This is a genomic window from Nostoc sp. CHAB 5836 (assembly GCF_020829445.1).
Classification (GTDB): Bacteria; Cyanobacteriota; Cyanobacteriia; order Cyanobacteriales; family Nostocaceae; genus Nostoc.
The window spans coordinates 51,082-66,182 of the sequence record NZ_JAIVFV010000016.1; the positions used below are offsets into that span (position 1 = coordinate 51,082).

A 15,101-nucleotide genomic window follows, 5' to 3' on the forward strand; every position below is an offset into this window, starting at 1 on the left:
CTGACTTTTCCCGTTAAGTCTCAAAAGGCTTGCTCACAAAGGATTTTGAATAAAGCACAGCACATAGGGTACAGTAATTGAAATTGGGTGCTAAAGGTGACAAATAATGTTGGACTGGTGGAAAAAAATTTTGCGACTTGTGAGCCAAACGCCGACGCTATTGAAATTCTCAATCCTCTTCAGGTTCGCATTTTGAAAGCTAAATCACCCAAATTACCCAAGATATTAACAGTTATAGCAACGGACAGGGAGTTTAGGACAGCAATAAAATCACAAAGTACGCTGTTGAAGGCGCGTTTCCCGCAAACACCCTCTAACGGCTTTAGCGACTGCTATAGTTGGGCTGTGGAAGCGATCACTCGTTTAGGGGGTTACTTAGAACATCGATATAAAACCCCTATTGGTATCCAAGTACTGTGGCGGGGCTGGTTAAAATTGCACGATCTCTGTGAAGTTTGGCAGCTTGCTAGAGAGACTTAATGGGAAAAGTCAGATATATATAACAATACGGTTCACTTAAGGCTAAAACTCTTTTTCTTTAACGAACCGCAGAGGCGCAGAGGGCACAGAGAGAAGAGAGAAAGAGAGGGAAGAAATGCTTAACTGAACTGTATTGATATATATAAAGGTTTAGATACAAATCCTAATCCGTTCAAAATCATGGCTTTGACCACATGACTTGGACTGACTTTTTCTCCTTTCTCTTCACTTATTAAGTAAGTCGGCACGATAAAATCAAGGTATGTTGAGTTTTATAAAAACCCTGGAAGAAATAATTTATAAGCTCTCAGATGCTTTTACACTTCGTTACATAAGTGGATTTTTTAACGCCGACTTACTTAAGTCATTTATTATTTTTACCATACTGTTCGGCTTTTTGTTGATGTGTGACAGTTGAGGGTGCGGAATGTGAAATATAAAGGTTTCATGAACTTGATTGTTGGTTGAGCAGAGATGTCCTCAGCTTTTACATAAAATTAACTTATGTATATTTCAGGATAAGCCTATATCACAAAATTATTTCTTGCATAAGAAGGAATTGCATTCTTGTGAATAAAAAACGAAATTTAACAAGATATGTCCTTTTCAATAAGTGAATAGAATACATTTGTACAAATAATAAATTTTTGGTTATCAATATTTTAAAATGTATTAGCTTTTACAGAAAGTTACATATTGAAGATTTTGTAAATAAGTTTACTTTACCTGGGAATAGTGATAGATAAATAACTGTGTTGACTAAATCAATAAACAAGGCTTAATAAGATTAGTTGAAATAGAAATTTGGTTAAAACGCCTATTTATTTAATAGTATAAATGTTTCTTTAAAAGGGCTACCTTTTAAGACTTATCCACTGTATAAATGGATTATTAGGTGTATCAATAACCTATGGAAAAGTGGCCGATAATTACAGTTTTCTCAATCTCTTGTATGGGTCTGGTATTTTCTCTTGGAGCTAGAGTTCCGATTGACACAACCATAAAATCAGTTGAATTACCTAAAGAACCTAAAGAACTAGACAATTTTTTAAAAGAATCAGAGCAAAAATTTAACGACATTATTCCTGGAACGGAAAAAGTTATTCTTTGGGCAAATCCCTTAAAAAAGCAAAAAACAAAAATAGCAATTGTTTATATACACGCGTTCTCATCAACGAGAAAGGATATGTATCCTTTATGTGAAAATATTGCTAAAACTTTAAAAGCCAACCTTTTTGAGACCCGATTAACAGGTCATGGTCGTGGCAGTAAAGCATTAGCGGAAGCATCAGTAAATGATTGGATCAATGATACTGTTGAAGCTGTTGAAATAGGCAAAAAAATAGGAGAAAAAGTAGTAATTATAAGTTCCTCTACAGGGTCAGCACTTACTTTCTGGTTAGCATCTGAAGTTCAAAACATGAATGATGATGTTGTAGGATTAGTGTCCATATCTCCAAATTTTAGTCCTAAACAACCCATTAGTAATGTTCTATTATGGCCTTGGGGCAAAACTCTAGCACAAGTATTTATAGGTTCTAATCGAAGTTGGGAACCTCTAAATCCAGAACAGGGAAAATACTGGACAACGAGTTATCCTGTTGAAGCTCTTTTGCCTATGATGGGAACAGCAAAGATCGCTAGAGAAGCAAAAGTTGAAAATATCAAACAGCCAGTCCTAATAATTTTTTCACCATTAGATCAGGTAGTTAATACTAAAAAAATAGAAAATATATTCAGTCGATTGGGAACAACTAACCAACAAAAAACATATAGGAAGGAAATTATATATATTAATGAAAGCCAAGATCCTTATAATCATATTATTGTTGGCGACATTGTATCTCCAATGAATAATGAAATCATCACTCAAAATATTCTGAATTTTCTTGAGGCGTTGCTATAAAATTTAATCTAAATCAAAAATATTTACTGTATTTTATAAAAATAAATAAAACATGAGTAACCCTTATTATTCAAATTTTTAACGAACAGTGAGAACCAATTATTATTACATTATATTGAGTGACATTCGGATAAAGTCAACTCCTAATAGAATAAAGTTGGAATACAACGCAAAGTGAGGAACTTCATGGGCTTAATCAAACTGAGTGATGCGATCGAGAACCTCCGAGAAGAACTTAGACTCGCTCAGGAAAAAGGCAAAAACAAAAATCTGCAATTTGATACTCAATTGATAGAGCTTGAATTAGAAATAAGTGCAGAAGACGAATCAGGTGCTTCTGGAAAAATAAACTGGTATATATTTGGAGGAGGTGTGGATGCCAAAGCGAAGGACGCTAGCAAACATAAGCTCAAGCTTACATTGAGAGCTGTTGATGCAAGTGGTCAACCAATTCGAGTTTCAAAGTTACAAGAGCAACTTCCTGGCTGAAAATTTGCTTCATAGTGTCGAATTTACCTATTTGATTGCATGGATTCCCGACGAGTTGCAGAACTACATAACCCACATCAGAAATCAGGTGGGACTGGCTACCTAATTCGAGATAATATCATTCTGACTGCTCACCATAATATTGCTCCGCTTGGTCAGCCTGGAATTCTTGGAACTCGTTACCATATCCGTTTCATTGGAGATTATCTTCAGGGAAGAATTGACTGGATAGAGGAAGCGTGCTGTTTATGTTGGGATGCCCCTGATCCAAAATATGACCTTGCTCTCCTCAAACTTAGTGATAAGCCAAAATTCCTATCTTCTCAAGAGCCTGTTATTTGCTTCGGTAAGATACTAAATAATACACTATCAGCCGAGGGATTTGGTTTCCCTCTTGCTCAAGAAATTAAAAATCGTCAGAATCCTGAACCACTTGAAGGACGCTTGAGCCGTATTGCTGGTATAAAGGAAGGACAACTTCGGCTACAAGTTACCTCTCCTATTCCAGATTCTCCCAATCAGTGGCAAGGAATTAGCGGAACTGCATTATTTGTTGATGATTTTCTAGTTGGTGTCGTTGTTGAAACTAACAAGAGTTTTGGTGAGAAGTTATTGTGGGCGACACCTATTTCATCTGTAGCTACTGATAAGGAATTTTGTGAGCTTGTCCTTGGCGAATCGAATAAGTCGCTATTTCTTGAAGAGATTGAAACAAACGTTATAAATCAACCTTCTCGAAGTTCCACTGCTCTCTCTAAGGGAGAGAGTGAATTGCGTCAAAATTTGCTTAAGTTAGTCAAGAATCAGTGGGTCAAGCCAAAGCTCGCCGATGAGTTGGAGATTATTCAATTATGTTTAGAAGAAATACCTGAAGCAATTAGTCAAGAAGCATCCAATTACCTATCGCAGGAATCAAGTAAAGAACTACAAAAAACTAAAGTAATTGATCTCTTTGACGAAAACAATTGTCTGCTGATTTTGGGAGAGGCAGGATCTGGGAAAAGTATAACTTTAATGGAACTTACTAACACTTTGATTACGCGTGCCAGTGACGAACCTGAAGAAAAAATCCCTGTCATCTTTTACCTATCTTCTTGGTCAAATGGCAAAGATATAAGAGATTGGCTAATAGAGCGATTAGATATGGATTATAAGGTTCCTGAAGAAGACGGCAAGTTGTTGGTTGATGATAATAAGCTGGTTATACTGTTAGACGGGTTAGATCTAGTTCCAAGCCAAGATCGAGATCGTTGTATTGATTTTTTGAACAATTTCACTGACATAAAGCGACAAATCGTTGTTTGTAGCCGATGTCAGCAAGACCAAAAATATTCTAATAACTCACTTTTAAACTTTGATAAAGCAGTTAAATTAAAACCCCTAACAGAAGAAAAGATTGAGAGTTATTTAAAGAAGTTAAATAAAGACAACAGATTGGACGGCTTGAAAGAAATAATTTCTCAGGATAATACAATAAAAGGGCTAGTTAAATTACCCTTATGGCTCAGTATCATTGTAAAAGTTTATAATAAGGATATTTTTAATCGATTACTTCAAGAAGACAATATCAGCATTAAACTATGGAAAAAAAAGTTATTTGAGCAATATATTAGCTATATTTACAGCATCAAAAACAGCCATATTAAATATCTAGATAAAGCTTCAAAATATTCAATCCTCAAAAAGGTAAATAATACTGATGAGAGGCTGAAGATGCTGCAAAGAAAAACGCTGACTAATCTAACTTGGTTAGCACAAAAAATGCAGTCAGAAAAATATAAAGACAGTATATTTTTTATTGAAAATATGCAGCCGAACTGGTTAGACTCTCGAACTCAAAAACAAGATTATTATTTTGGAGTCTTACTGATTAGTGGACTATTTAGTTCTTTAATTGGATTTGTTCATATTCCACTACAACCAGTCGATAATTGGAAATATACTCTGTGTACTGGACTACTGGGTGGATTTTGTGTTCCATTATTTTATGTGTGGGATTATCTTTTTAGGAGAAATCAAGGAAAAGAAATTAACCCTGCTAACAAACTGGTGTGGAGTTGGGGAGCAATAATTAAAAATCTGAGACAAAATTGGTCAGTTTGTTTTCTGATTGGCTTAGTAGTTGCACTACCATCTGCTTGGCTTGAGGTTCATGGAATAATTGATTTATATAAGAGCGGTATTGAGAAAAATATTATCCGTCACTTAGACTCAATCAATCTAATCGCTTTGGTATTAATTTATACGTTACTTGTTGCAGCGATTATCTGGTTAGTATATGGATTTACTGCTAATTTAGCCATTGGAGAACTCTCCAGCCAAATAGATCCGAATCAAGGCATCTGGAACTCGCTCAGAAATACTCAACTTGTTGGATTAATTGCTGGGATAATTATTGGGCTAATTTTTTTCTTAGTTGGTCTTTTCGTCCAAAAACATCCGATGGTTTCAGCGATCAAGTATGGAATAGGTTATGGATTAATTGCAGGATGGTTTTTGGCAATTTGTTCTTCTAGTGGTAAAACCTGTATTAAGCACTTTGCTTTGCGTCTTATCCTTTACAAAAATAAGTTAATTCCCTGGAATTATGCTCAATTTCTGGACTATGCGAGTCAGATTGTCTTGTTACAAAAGTCCGGTGGTGGGTATCAATTTTTTCATCAAGAGTTCCAAGAATATTTGACTGAAAGAAGTAAAAAGTCAGCCATTAAGGATTCTGATTCCTGACTCCTTTAAAGGTTAAACTATCATGGGTAGAAAATCTAAGAGATTCAGTGAATTGCTTAGACAACGAAAAGGATGGATAGGTCTAATTCTTCTAGTCACCAGTTCCCCGCTAGCTTGGGGAGGTATATCTTTATGTGCTTTCTTGGCTGCCATAACAGGCAAAAAAAAGTTTTTGGCAATGGGAGGAATAATATATGCTATTAGCTGGGTGCAGTTTTTTCTGGGTGTCTATTTAGCAGGATCGGAAGGGGTGACTAAGGCTAAGAATTTAAGAAAAAAAATCTTTAAAAGAAAGCAGAATGAATAGGTATTGAGTTAGCACAATCTCAAGTTGGGGTAGATATGGCGAAGCTGTCTTAAGAAACAAAGAAAGCAAAACTCCGTCGTAGCTGTTGTGAACTTACTACGGCGGAGAAAAGAAGAATTAAAACACCAAGAGAGAGCAGGCTAATGCTTACGTCACAAGGATAGAAAGAAAGCAAAAATGAAGAATTAAATTTTACTTTTTACTTTTTATCTTGTACCTTTTACCTTTTACCTGGTCTCCCCCTTGGCATTTCCTACTGTGCTAGATGTGCAAAATATATAGTTTTTAGTTTAAGAGAAAAGTATTCTAAGGATCATTTTTTATGTATCATCCTAAAGGCTAAATACAAACTATTCACCAAAAAAGGTTGATCTGTGAGCATTTGGGCGATCGCTACGAAAATTCCCAGAAAAAATAAATAAAAAATTAAATTTAGTCTAATCACAGTGATAAATCTCCTGTCCATCATGAACTTAAGCATTGACTCATGACTTGACTAAGTAGAGCTTTGCATAAAATCGTGGTGAATTGAGGGTTGAAATTTAAACGCAAAGGGGCGCAAAGGGAAGCGCAGAGGAACGCAAAGAGAATTCGCTACGAATTTATGAAATATTGTACTAAGTACAGAATTTCACAAGTTCGTAGCGGTATTAAATCTCGCAAAGCCTTACTAATAAGTCGCTCAATTCGTCACGTATTTATGAAATGCTGTACTAAGTAAAAATAGCTAATAGACATCTGGTGAAATTAAATATGCGTTACCCAGAACCCTTGTAGAGACGTAGTACTGCTACGTCAAAACAATTCTTTTTCACTCCTATGTCTAATGACTATAAAATTTGCAGAACAACTAGTGTCATATCATCAGTATTTTGCTTACCATCACCAATGAATTGCTGAACTTGGTCAAATAGGTAATCCACAATCTCCTGTGGGCCATTGCAGTACTTACAAGCTGTATTGAAGCTAGTGACAAAGTTTTCTTCATCGAAGCGATCGCCAGCAGCAGCAGCAGCATCGGTCAAGCCATCTGTATAGTAAATAATTGTATCCCCAGGCTCTAACTGTGCTTGGGCATCTTCATATTGGCTGTTAGCATCCAAACCGATTAGCATTCCCAAGGTATCTAAACGGCTGACAGTTTTTGTAGCTGCGTGCCACCACAAGGGAGGATTGTGTGCTGCATTGCTATAAGATAAAATTCGGCTGTGGGGATTATATTCTGAATAAAATAGCGTTACAAAGCGGTGGGAATTTTCCAAATCCGCATACATAACTCTATTTAAGTTTTGCAGAATTCTGGCTGGGGAATTACCATGTAGCACTTCTCCCCGTAGCATTCCCCGCATCATCGTCATAATCAGCCCGGCGGGGACACCTTTGCCCATGACATCTCCAATAACCAAACCCCAGCGACTAGTTTCTGTGCTGCTTTTGGTCTTAGGCTGAATCTTATTGTGATTGGTAGCAATAAAGTCGTAGTAGTCTCCGCCAACGCGATTGGCAGGTTTACAACGTGCCGCCAGGACTGCACCAGGCACGGTGGGGCATTGACGTGGCAAAAGTCGTCGTTGAATTTCTGCGCCAATTTCTAGTTCTTGGTCTAGGCGTTCTTTTTTTCTTAGTTCTACAGCTAGTTCATCGTTTTCGATCGCTACTGCTGTTTGGTCTGCCACTAACCTAACTAACTTTTGCCTAGTTTCTGTCCAACTATATTCTGGATCGCGGCTCAAGACGTAGAGCCATCCCCGTTCTGTATGCTTCACCAGAATCGCTGTACCAAAAATTTGCACATCTGGCCCTAAATAGCGATGCATCTGGTCATCCAAAATCCCTGTAGCACTAGCTAAGGGGGCACTATTGGACATCAGCCTAATTTGACTGCTGGCTATTTCTAACGCTTTGCGGATATCCTTTCGCTGGCGACTATCTTGCCAATGTAACTGTTCTAACCTGACTTGACCATTAGGTTTGTAGAGAAACAGGGCGCTGCCATCTGCATCTGTGACTCTTGTTGCCATCAACGGAATCAGTTCCAAAAACTGATTCAAATTATTGAAACTTCTCAGGGCAAATCCTAAAGAACTTAGCAAATCTTGAATTTTGTTCTGTTCGCGGTGCAACCTTGCCACGAGTTCTTTGAGTGCCACGACTGGTGTGACATCCGTCGCGGCACTACTATTGTTGTCAGTCGGTTGAGAGGGCAGTTGAGACACAGGCACGGGTACTATTGCACTTTATATTGGCAGATTTTAGATTACTTATAAATCTTTTAGTTTTGGCATTGCTAAACCATATTTAGACAAGAGTTGTCATTTTAGCAAGAGTATAAAGACGTAACAGGCAAATTTTATAAGTATTTTATTTGCTTTTTGTCTTTCCAATGGAATATTAGTCATTTCAAATCGTGTATTTTTAGTCTAAACACCGCCCGTAAAAATTACTATTTTTGCTGATATTTCCGAAATTTTTTCATTTTTTCATAACTTCCATTTCCAAAGCATATCTCTAACACTCATAAAAATACTTTTTTCAAAGAATAATTATTGAAACCTCTCGATTTGGTACAGAAAAAAATATCTGTAGATACTTTCGCAAGTAAAAGCTGAGAATACACTTGGAAGTGTTGAACTAGCTTACTTACACCAATTGGCTTTTTGAGTCTACAGTGGACGATTCTGCAACGTTCTGACGATCGCAAGCCGTCCTTTTCCTCATGTTGAGGCTGGGCAAACACCTGAAGCTAAGTAAGTCGGCGCAATTAAAGTTAACTGGCTAAGGCTGTCATTTGTCATTGGTCATTTGTCATTAGTAAGGGTTTTAAGATTATTTACGTTTCGTAACATACTTAAGTTTTTTCGCACCAATGTACTTAGTTTTGAAGGTTTGTAGTAAGGACTTTAGTCCTTACTAGGAACTTGCTTACCCATCAATTGAAACTTGACAGACTATTAATCTTAAGGAAGGAAGGTACGCGCAGGGTGCTTAAGTAAGTCGGCGAGAAAAACCAAACTATGTAACGAAAAGTAAAATCTCTGTATTTGGCTCGTGGTTGGGCTTTAGCGCTAAAGGGCAACTACAAACCAGTGATGATTATTTGCATCGAGTTACTTAGCTCAAGTGATAATACCAGATCAGTTATCCCTAAATTGATCAATTTCTCAACAAAAATTTTTCACACCAAATTTTTCAATTAGCCACTCAAGAGAGCTTCGACAAACTCATAGCTGGAAAAGGGGCGCAGGTCTTCAATTCCTTCGCCAGCACCAATAAAGCGAATGGGTAAACCTAACTGTTGCACAACGGCGAGGGCAACGCCGCCTTTGGCTGTGCCATCGAGCTTGGTTAGGACAACGCCACTTAGTTGGGCAGCTTGGGAGAATACTTCGGCTTGCCGCAGTCCATTTTGACCTAAAGTGGCATCTAGAACCAAAAGAGATTCTACTTTGGCATTTGGGGCTTTTTTGTCGATAATTCGCCGGATTTTACCGAGTTCGTCCATTAAATTTTTCTTGTTTTGCAGTCGCCCAGCTGTATCTACGAGAAGTAATTCGGTTTGACGCGCTTGGGCGGCTGCGATCGCATCAAATACAACTGCTGCTGGATCTGTATTCTTTCCCGGATTGGCAATGACTTCCACACCACTTCTACTACCCCAAACCTTCACCTGTTCCACTGCGGCGGCGCGGAAGGTGTCTGCTGCTCCAATCAAGCACTTGTAGCCAGATTTTTGTCCCAAGTGGGCAATTTTGCCGATAGTGGTAGTTTTACCGGCACCATTTACCCCAGTGATTAACCAAATATTTAAGGTTTCTTTTTCTGGAGTAAAACTAGTTTTGTGGGATGTTTTGCTTGGTGCATCCAGCATATCCCGGAGGATTTTTTTCAGGTAAGCGATCGCTTCTTCAGGTGCGGTGACTTCTTCTCGAAGTTTTTTCTGTAGAGCATTGATAATAAAGTCTGTCGCCTCTACACCCACATCAGCTTGCAACAGCAATGCCTCAATTTCCGTCACGGCAGCAAGGTTAAGGGGCCCTTGACCAACGATCGCCTTCAGTTGGTTAAGAATACTACGACGAGTTTTGTCTAACCCTTGCCGGAGCTTTTTCAGCCAGGTAATTTCTTCAATAGAAACGTCTTCTGCACTTCTACCTTGAGCTGCTAGAACTTTTGCCGACCAGACAAACCCATCATCAAATTCCAGTCCGGGAATTTCCTCTCCTGTCTCTAAAGTTACAGCTACTGGTTGTACTACCTCCGGCTCTGGAACTTCAATGGCGGTGGCCATTAGTTGTTCTAGCTTGGCTTGCCGTTCTGCCGCCGCCCGTTCCAAGAAGGATAGTGCTGTTGGTTGTGTTACCTCTGGCGTAGCTACTGGTTCGGTGAGTGTTGGTTCAGCTTGATTTACTGTTAGTTCTGGACTGGAAACATCTGGCTCTTCAGCAATTGCTGCTACTGAGGAATCTTCTGTAAGTTCTGCCTCCGTAGCAGGTGGAATAACTTCTGGCTGTGCTGTTTCTACGGTTGTACTAATAAATTCCTCAGTTGCTTCTAGTTCAGTGATTTCCGCAATGGCCACTTCCGGTTGTGCTGATGGTGCTGAGGTATCTGCTGAATCAGCAGGGGATTCTACTATCTCAGCTTGTTGTTTTTGCTGAATATTTTTGTAGGCAGCTTTCGCAAACGCTAACAAGTCTGCCGTCGTGTCTGGTGCAGTTTCAGCAGTTAGTGTTGATGTTTCAGCTGGCTCTGGCTGAGGTTCTTGTACAGGAGGAGTTTCTTCCTGCTTCTTCTCAGAGGGAGTGTCAGAGGAATCGTTATATTGACGACGGAACCAATTAAAAACCATTGCAGCAGTATTAGTTATATGGGACTACTATTTGATTTTTGAAAAGATACGTAGATACGTAGAGGAGCCAGTCGTGTGGGCGGGTTTCCCAACTTGAGCTAACTGGCGTTGCGTTAGCGACAACGTAACGCACCAAATCCTTAAGAATGGTGCGTTACGCTGTCGCTAACGCACCCTACAACTGAATTTTGTTCATAAATCAAATCGGACTGCTATATGAGTATAAGTTATAAGTTATGAGTTTAATTTAACTTGGGGCATTGGGCATTGGGCACAAGAGGCGAGGTCTAGGGCAGAATAATAACTCCTAACTCCTAACTCCTAACTCCTAACTCAGCACTCCCTCATACCCCTCACTTTCGCAAGTAACTATAAAAGGCTATGCTGTTTTTTCTGCTCAGTAACTCGGCGCAAAACACCGTTAATAAACCGATGACCATCGTCTCCACTGTACCGTTTGGCTAGCTCCACAGCTTCGTTGATGGCGATACTGTCTGGAACTCCTAAGAACTTCATTTCTGCCACAGCGATTTGCAGGATATCGCGGTCAATTTGAGCGAGGCGAGTTACTTGCCAATCTACTAAGGCAGTAGTAAGGAGTTCATCTATAATGTGTCGATTTTCGTTGACGGTAATTACAAGCTCTTTAGCGTAATTCCGGACTCCCTTGTCCTGATTAGCTAACTGAATCAATACTGGGAAATCAACTGCCGTACCCAACTGATTAATTGCTGTCTGGGTGCAGGCGATCGCTTCTTGCAGCATTGTTCTGGCAATATTCAGGTCGGAGGCTCGAGTTTGGCTACTTAAGAGGCGATCGTTACTGCGTTGCAGTTCACCTGCGGCATTATCGAGGGTATCTTGTACTTCTGAGGTGAGAGTGCGTACTGCTCCTAGCATCAACTTGGATACTAGTTGATCCTCTTCCAATTTCTCTAATTTCTTTGGGTTGACTGGCAATTGGCTAAGGCTTAAAAGCGCTAATTCACGAGCAATTTGCTGGGGTTTACGAGGTTGCATAAAACTGAGGGGTGATTGTGCGAGATGTGATTAATTAGACTGGACAAACTTTCCATAATATCAATTTTTGCACAGTCAAACAACAACATTGCGTATTTGCTTGTAACCATGCCAGATTGATTTCAAATTTCTTCGACGGGAATAACCTGCTGCTTGATTTCGTCGTGGGACTCTTTCGGGAAAACCAAGGGTGTATTGGGCGCGACAATGCCACCTGATACAACTATTTTAAAAGCGTCTTCAATGGACATGGAGAGGTTAACCACCTCGTCTTCAGGAACGACTGCGTACCATCCCGTAGTTGGATTCGGGGTAGTGGGGATAAAAACACTTAGCACGGGGCGAGACATTTGGGCTTGAATATCACTGCTGATTGCACCAGTGACAAAGGCGATCGCCCAAATTCCTCGGCGAGGATACTCTACCAAAATTACACGGCGAAACTTGCCATTAGAATCTTTTAGGATTGTTTCTAAAAGCTGTTTTAGAGTTTTGTATACCTGTCCTGCTAAAGGAATTGCCTGTAATAACCGCTCACCAAAATCTAACAACCATCGTCCAGCAATATTCCGAGCCATTAAGCCCATCAATAGAATACTTAGTAGTGGCACAGCTAATCCTACTAATAAATTCAGTAAATTTACTAGAAGTGGATTTAATCCATCAAAAGGATTAAGTTGTTTGGGAATTTGGGTGAGGAAGTTGATTACCCAAGTAGCAATGGTAATTGTCAGCCAGATAGTGGTTGCTAAGGGAATTACTACCAACAAACCAGCAATCAGGTCGTTTTTTAAGTCCTGTTTTAGGCGATCGATTACCAAGCCCCGATTCTCCTGTTTTAAGCTAGAGGAACTTTTGTTATTGGTATCTAAGTCGGTCGGCGTAATTAAAGCTAACTGGCTAAGGCTGTCATTTGTCCTTCGTCATTTACAAGGGTTTTAAGCCTATTTACGTTTCGTAACATATTTAGGTTTTTTCGCGCCAACTTACTTATACCAGCAGATTCGTCCAATTCCGAAGACTTGAGCTTTAGGAAGTTTTTACCGCAAGTAACTTTCCAAAAGGCTAGTGGCAAAAGTCAAAAGTCACGCATTCAAAAGTCAAAAAAATAATTGTATTCCAAGCTCTTGCGCCAAGAGGATGTTACTTTTCTTTATAAGACTTGTAAATGAATGTTGCAAGTCTCTGAGGTATTACTAATCTACCGCGCTCAATCAAAAGTTGCTCACGGTTGCGAAAGTACGACTAGGTAAACTAAGGGATTATTTTATCTGATCAGTTAAGCAGAAGAGGCTTTTATGAAAATGTTCTGTTATGAACATTAATTTATTCTGGTATTTTTTGTTTAGATGTAACACGCCGTAGGGGTTACTGTGTATACACAAGTCGGTAGACCTCTCCCCAAACCCCTCTCCGACGCACAGAGGGGCTTTGAACATTGACTCCCTTTCCCTCGTAGGGTTGGGGCTGTTCTTGTTAGGTCTGAGAGCGCTTTGAGCAAAATAAGTAACTTGTGTATACACCGTAGCCCCGTAGCCCCGTTCACGGGGAGGGGATTAAGGGCAGCCAGTGCGGTCTTGGAGGCAAATGACACGTTCGCGCAGCGTCTGGCAGAGAAGGCATAAAAGTTTCAGAGAGTTATTGCGTAAGTCCTATTAACCTACATTCCGCACTCTCAACTGTCACAATCGGTTTTTACTGTTTTTTAGACATAAAAAAGCTATTAAATATACATAAAAACAGTAAAATAACTTAAAAATGAAGATGCACAAGCATAATCTGCAACTACGACAATCACAAAAACTTAGTAATTACACTATTTAATATGAAGCTGCATAATAAAGAACCCCACCCTAACCCTCCCCGAAATCGGGGAGGGAACTGGATTTTTCGAGAATTGCCGTTGCGTCTAAATTAGGTTTTGGTAGATACTTAATTTCCCAGACTTTGAGCAAAATCAGATACTCGTAGAATGCTTGCAATGTACACCAAGCGATTCCGGCGCGTCCATCTAAACAGCCGCCTAAGATAAAATACATATATACAAACCGTAGCAACGGTCTGGCGGGTAAACGCAAAGACAAATCTTTCAGGGCGCGGCGTTTTTCGACTTCCGATTTGCCGAAGAATAAATCTCTCCAGTTTACCTTGCCTTGCTCCAATTGATACAATGTTTCTTGAGCCTCATCTGTAGAATAACGGTTATGCTTGTCAATCCAGCGACTCAAACCTTTGCTACAAGTGTAGTGAGGGTATGTTTCTTTTAAAAAGCTAGTTGCACCCTCACAAACTTCCCGTTCAGTGTGACCGTAGTCTGTAAACCACACTTTCCCGTGGCGGAAGAGTCGCATTTGGTAACGGGGATACTGTGTGCTGTAGCGAATCCAGCGATTCATGAACATGACACGTTCAGCCACGTAGTAACCGATGTAATCTGGATTCTGACTTACCTTTTGGCATTCCGCAAACAGTTCTGGTGTCATGCGCTCGTCAGCTTCGAGAATGTAAACCCATTCATGCTTCGGAGGGATAGACTCTAACATCCAGGTGCGTTGGCGTCCGTGGCTTTCAAAAGCGTGTTGGACGACGCGGATGGGATAGCGGCTGGCGATTTCCACAGTGCGATCGCTACTGCATGAATCCACCACAATGATGTCATCTGATGGCATCGCCGATTCGATACAAGCAGCAATATCTAGTTCTTCGTTATATGTCAGTATGTAAATTGAGAACATTACCCAAGTTTTATAGCGATTTTACTGAGTGATCATTGCCTTTTTAAGTAGGTCGGCGCAACTAAAGTTAACTGGCTAAGGCTGTCATTTGTCATTGGTCATTAGTAAAGGTTTTAAGCTTATTTATGTTTCGTAACATACTTGACTTTTTTCGCACCAACGTACTTATTGTTATTAGCTATTAGGCACATGGCAGTATCAGCCGTCAAGAATTTTTAGATACCTCCTACTGCCATGTCAATAATGAATTAGCGTGCAGTCGCTCTAGGTTTACCACCTTGTACAGCACCGCTACCTCTTAAGCCTGTCCAGCCGATGATAATGTAACCAATGGACAATAGCAAACTGCTAATCCCAATCCGCAGTCCAGACTTCCAAGCAGTATCTTTAGCTTGTTTCTCTGCTTCGTCTCTGCGCTGACGAACTTGGCTCAGTTGTTGAGTTCGCAGTGTCTGAATATCTGTTTGTTGTTCGATAGCTTTGTCAAGTACTTGGGGATCTGTTTTAGCTTTCTTGAGCAACTCTTTGATATTTGCGGGAATTTGAGCGCTCTCAAGGGCTTGCTTATATCTTTGCTCATCTTTGAGG

At 39.8% G+C, this 15,101-nt stretch carries 10 protein-coding genes and 2 pseudogenes; 5 read left to right on the forward strand and 7 right to left on the reverse strand.

From position 1 onward, the window contains the following. Positions 1–174: 174 nt before the first annotated feature. A pseudogene (locus tag LC605_RS05510) lies at positions 175–480 on the forward strand (hypothetical protein); the annotation flags it as partial. A gap of 137 nt (positions 481–617) precedes the next feature. Here the strand turns inward: LC605_RS05510 and LC605_RS05515 are convergent. Further along, positions 618–713 (reverse strand): annotated as a pseudogene (locus LC605_RS05515) (DUF4277 domain-containing protein); the annotation flags it as partial. A 677-nt stretch (positions 714–1,390) separates the two neighbouring features. Here LC605_RS05515 and LC605_RS05520 point away from each other — a divergent pair. The 4 genes from LC605_RS05520 (at position 1,391) to LC605_RS05535 (ending at position 5,909) form a co-directional block, all read left to right on the forward strand. Beyond that, a complete protein-coding gene (locus LC605_RS05520; RefSeq protein ID WP_229546557.1) occupies positions 1,391–2,386 on the forward strand; it encodes a carboxylesterase in 996 nt (331 codons plus the stop codon). Between the two features lie 186 nt (positions 2,387–2,572). Then, positions 2,573–2,875, forward strand: a complete 303-nt coding sequence (locus tag LC605_RS05525) for a trypco2 family protein (RefSeq protein WP_229546558.1) — start codon at positions 2,573–2,575, stop codon at positions 2,873–2,875. Between the two features lie 39 nt (positions 2,876–2,914). Next, complete coding sequence (locus LC605_RS05530; RefSeq protein WP_229546559.1) at positions 2,915–5,602, forward strand: NACHT domain-containing NTPase; 2,688 nt, start codon at positions 2,915–2,917, stop codon at positions 5,600–5,602. Between the two features lie 22 nt (positions 5,603–5,624). Then, the gene (locus LC605_RS05535) at positions 5,625–5,909 is read left to right on the forward strand and encodes a hypothetical protein (protein ID WP_229546560.1); all 285 of its coding nucleotides are present in this window, start codon (positions 5,625–5,627) and stop codon (positions 5,907–5,909) included. Positions 5,910–6,739: 830 nt separating this feature from the next. Here the strand turns inward: LC605_RS05535 and LC605_RS05540 are convergent. The 6 genes from LC605_RS05540 to LC605_RS05565 form a co-directional block, all read right to left on the reverse strand. Beyond that, the gene (locus LC605_RS05540) at positions 6,740–8,131 is read right to left on the reverse strand and encodes a PP2C family protein-serine/threonine phosphatase (protein ID WP_229546561.1); all 1,392 of its coding nucleotides are present in this window, start codon (positions 8,129–8,131) and stop codon (positions 6,740–6,742) included. Between the two features lie 971 nt (positions 8,132–9,102). Beyond that, entirely contained in the window at positions 9,103–10,758 is a 1,656-nt protein-coding gene (ftsY, locus tag LC605_RS05545) for a signal recognition particle-docking protein FtsY (RefSeq protein ID WP_229546562.1), read from the reverse strand. 369 nt (positions 10,759–11,127) lie between these two features. Then, positions 11,128–11,778, reverse strand: a complete 651-nt coding sequence (nusB, locus tag LC605_RS05550) for a transcription antitermination factor NusB (protein WP_229546563.1) — start codon at positions 11,776–11,778, stop codon at positions 11,128–11,130. A gap of 122 nt (positions 11,779–11,900) precedes the next feature. Further along, the gene (locus tag LC605_RS05555) at positions 11,901–12,599 is read right to left on the reverse strand and encodes a DUF502 domain-containing protein (protein WP_229546564.1); all 699 of its coding nucleotides are present in this window, start codon (positions 12,597–12,599) and stop codon (positions 11,901–11,903) included. 1,032 nt (positions 12,600–13,631) lie between these two features. Beyond that, positions 13,632–14,513, reverse strand: coding sequence for a glycosyltransferase family 2 protein (locus LC605_RS05560; RefSeq protein ID WP_229546565.1), 882 nt, complete (start codon positions 14,511–14,513; stop codon positions 13,632–13,634). Between the two features lie 248 nt (positions 14,514–14,761). Further along, on the reverse strand, positions 14,762–15,101 hold a 340-nt coding region (locus tag LC605_RS05565; RefSeq protein ID WP_229546566.1), incomplete at its 5' end, for an HpsJ family protein.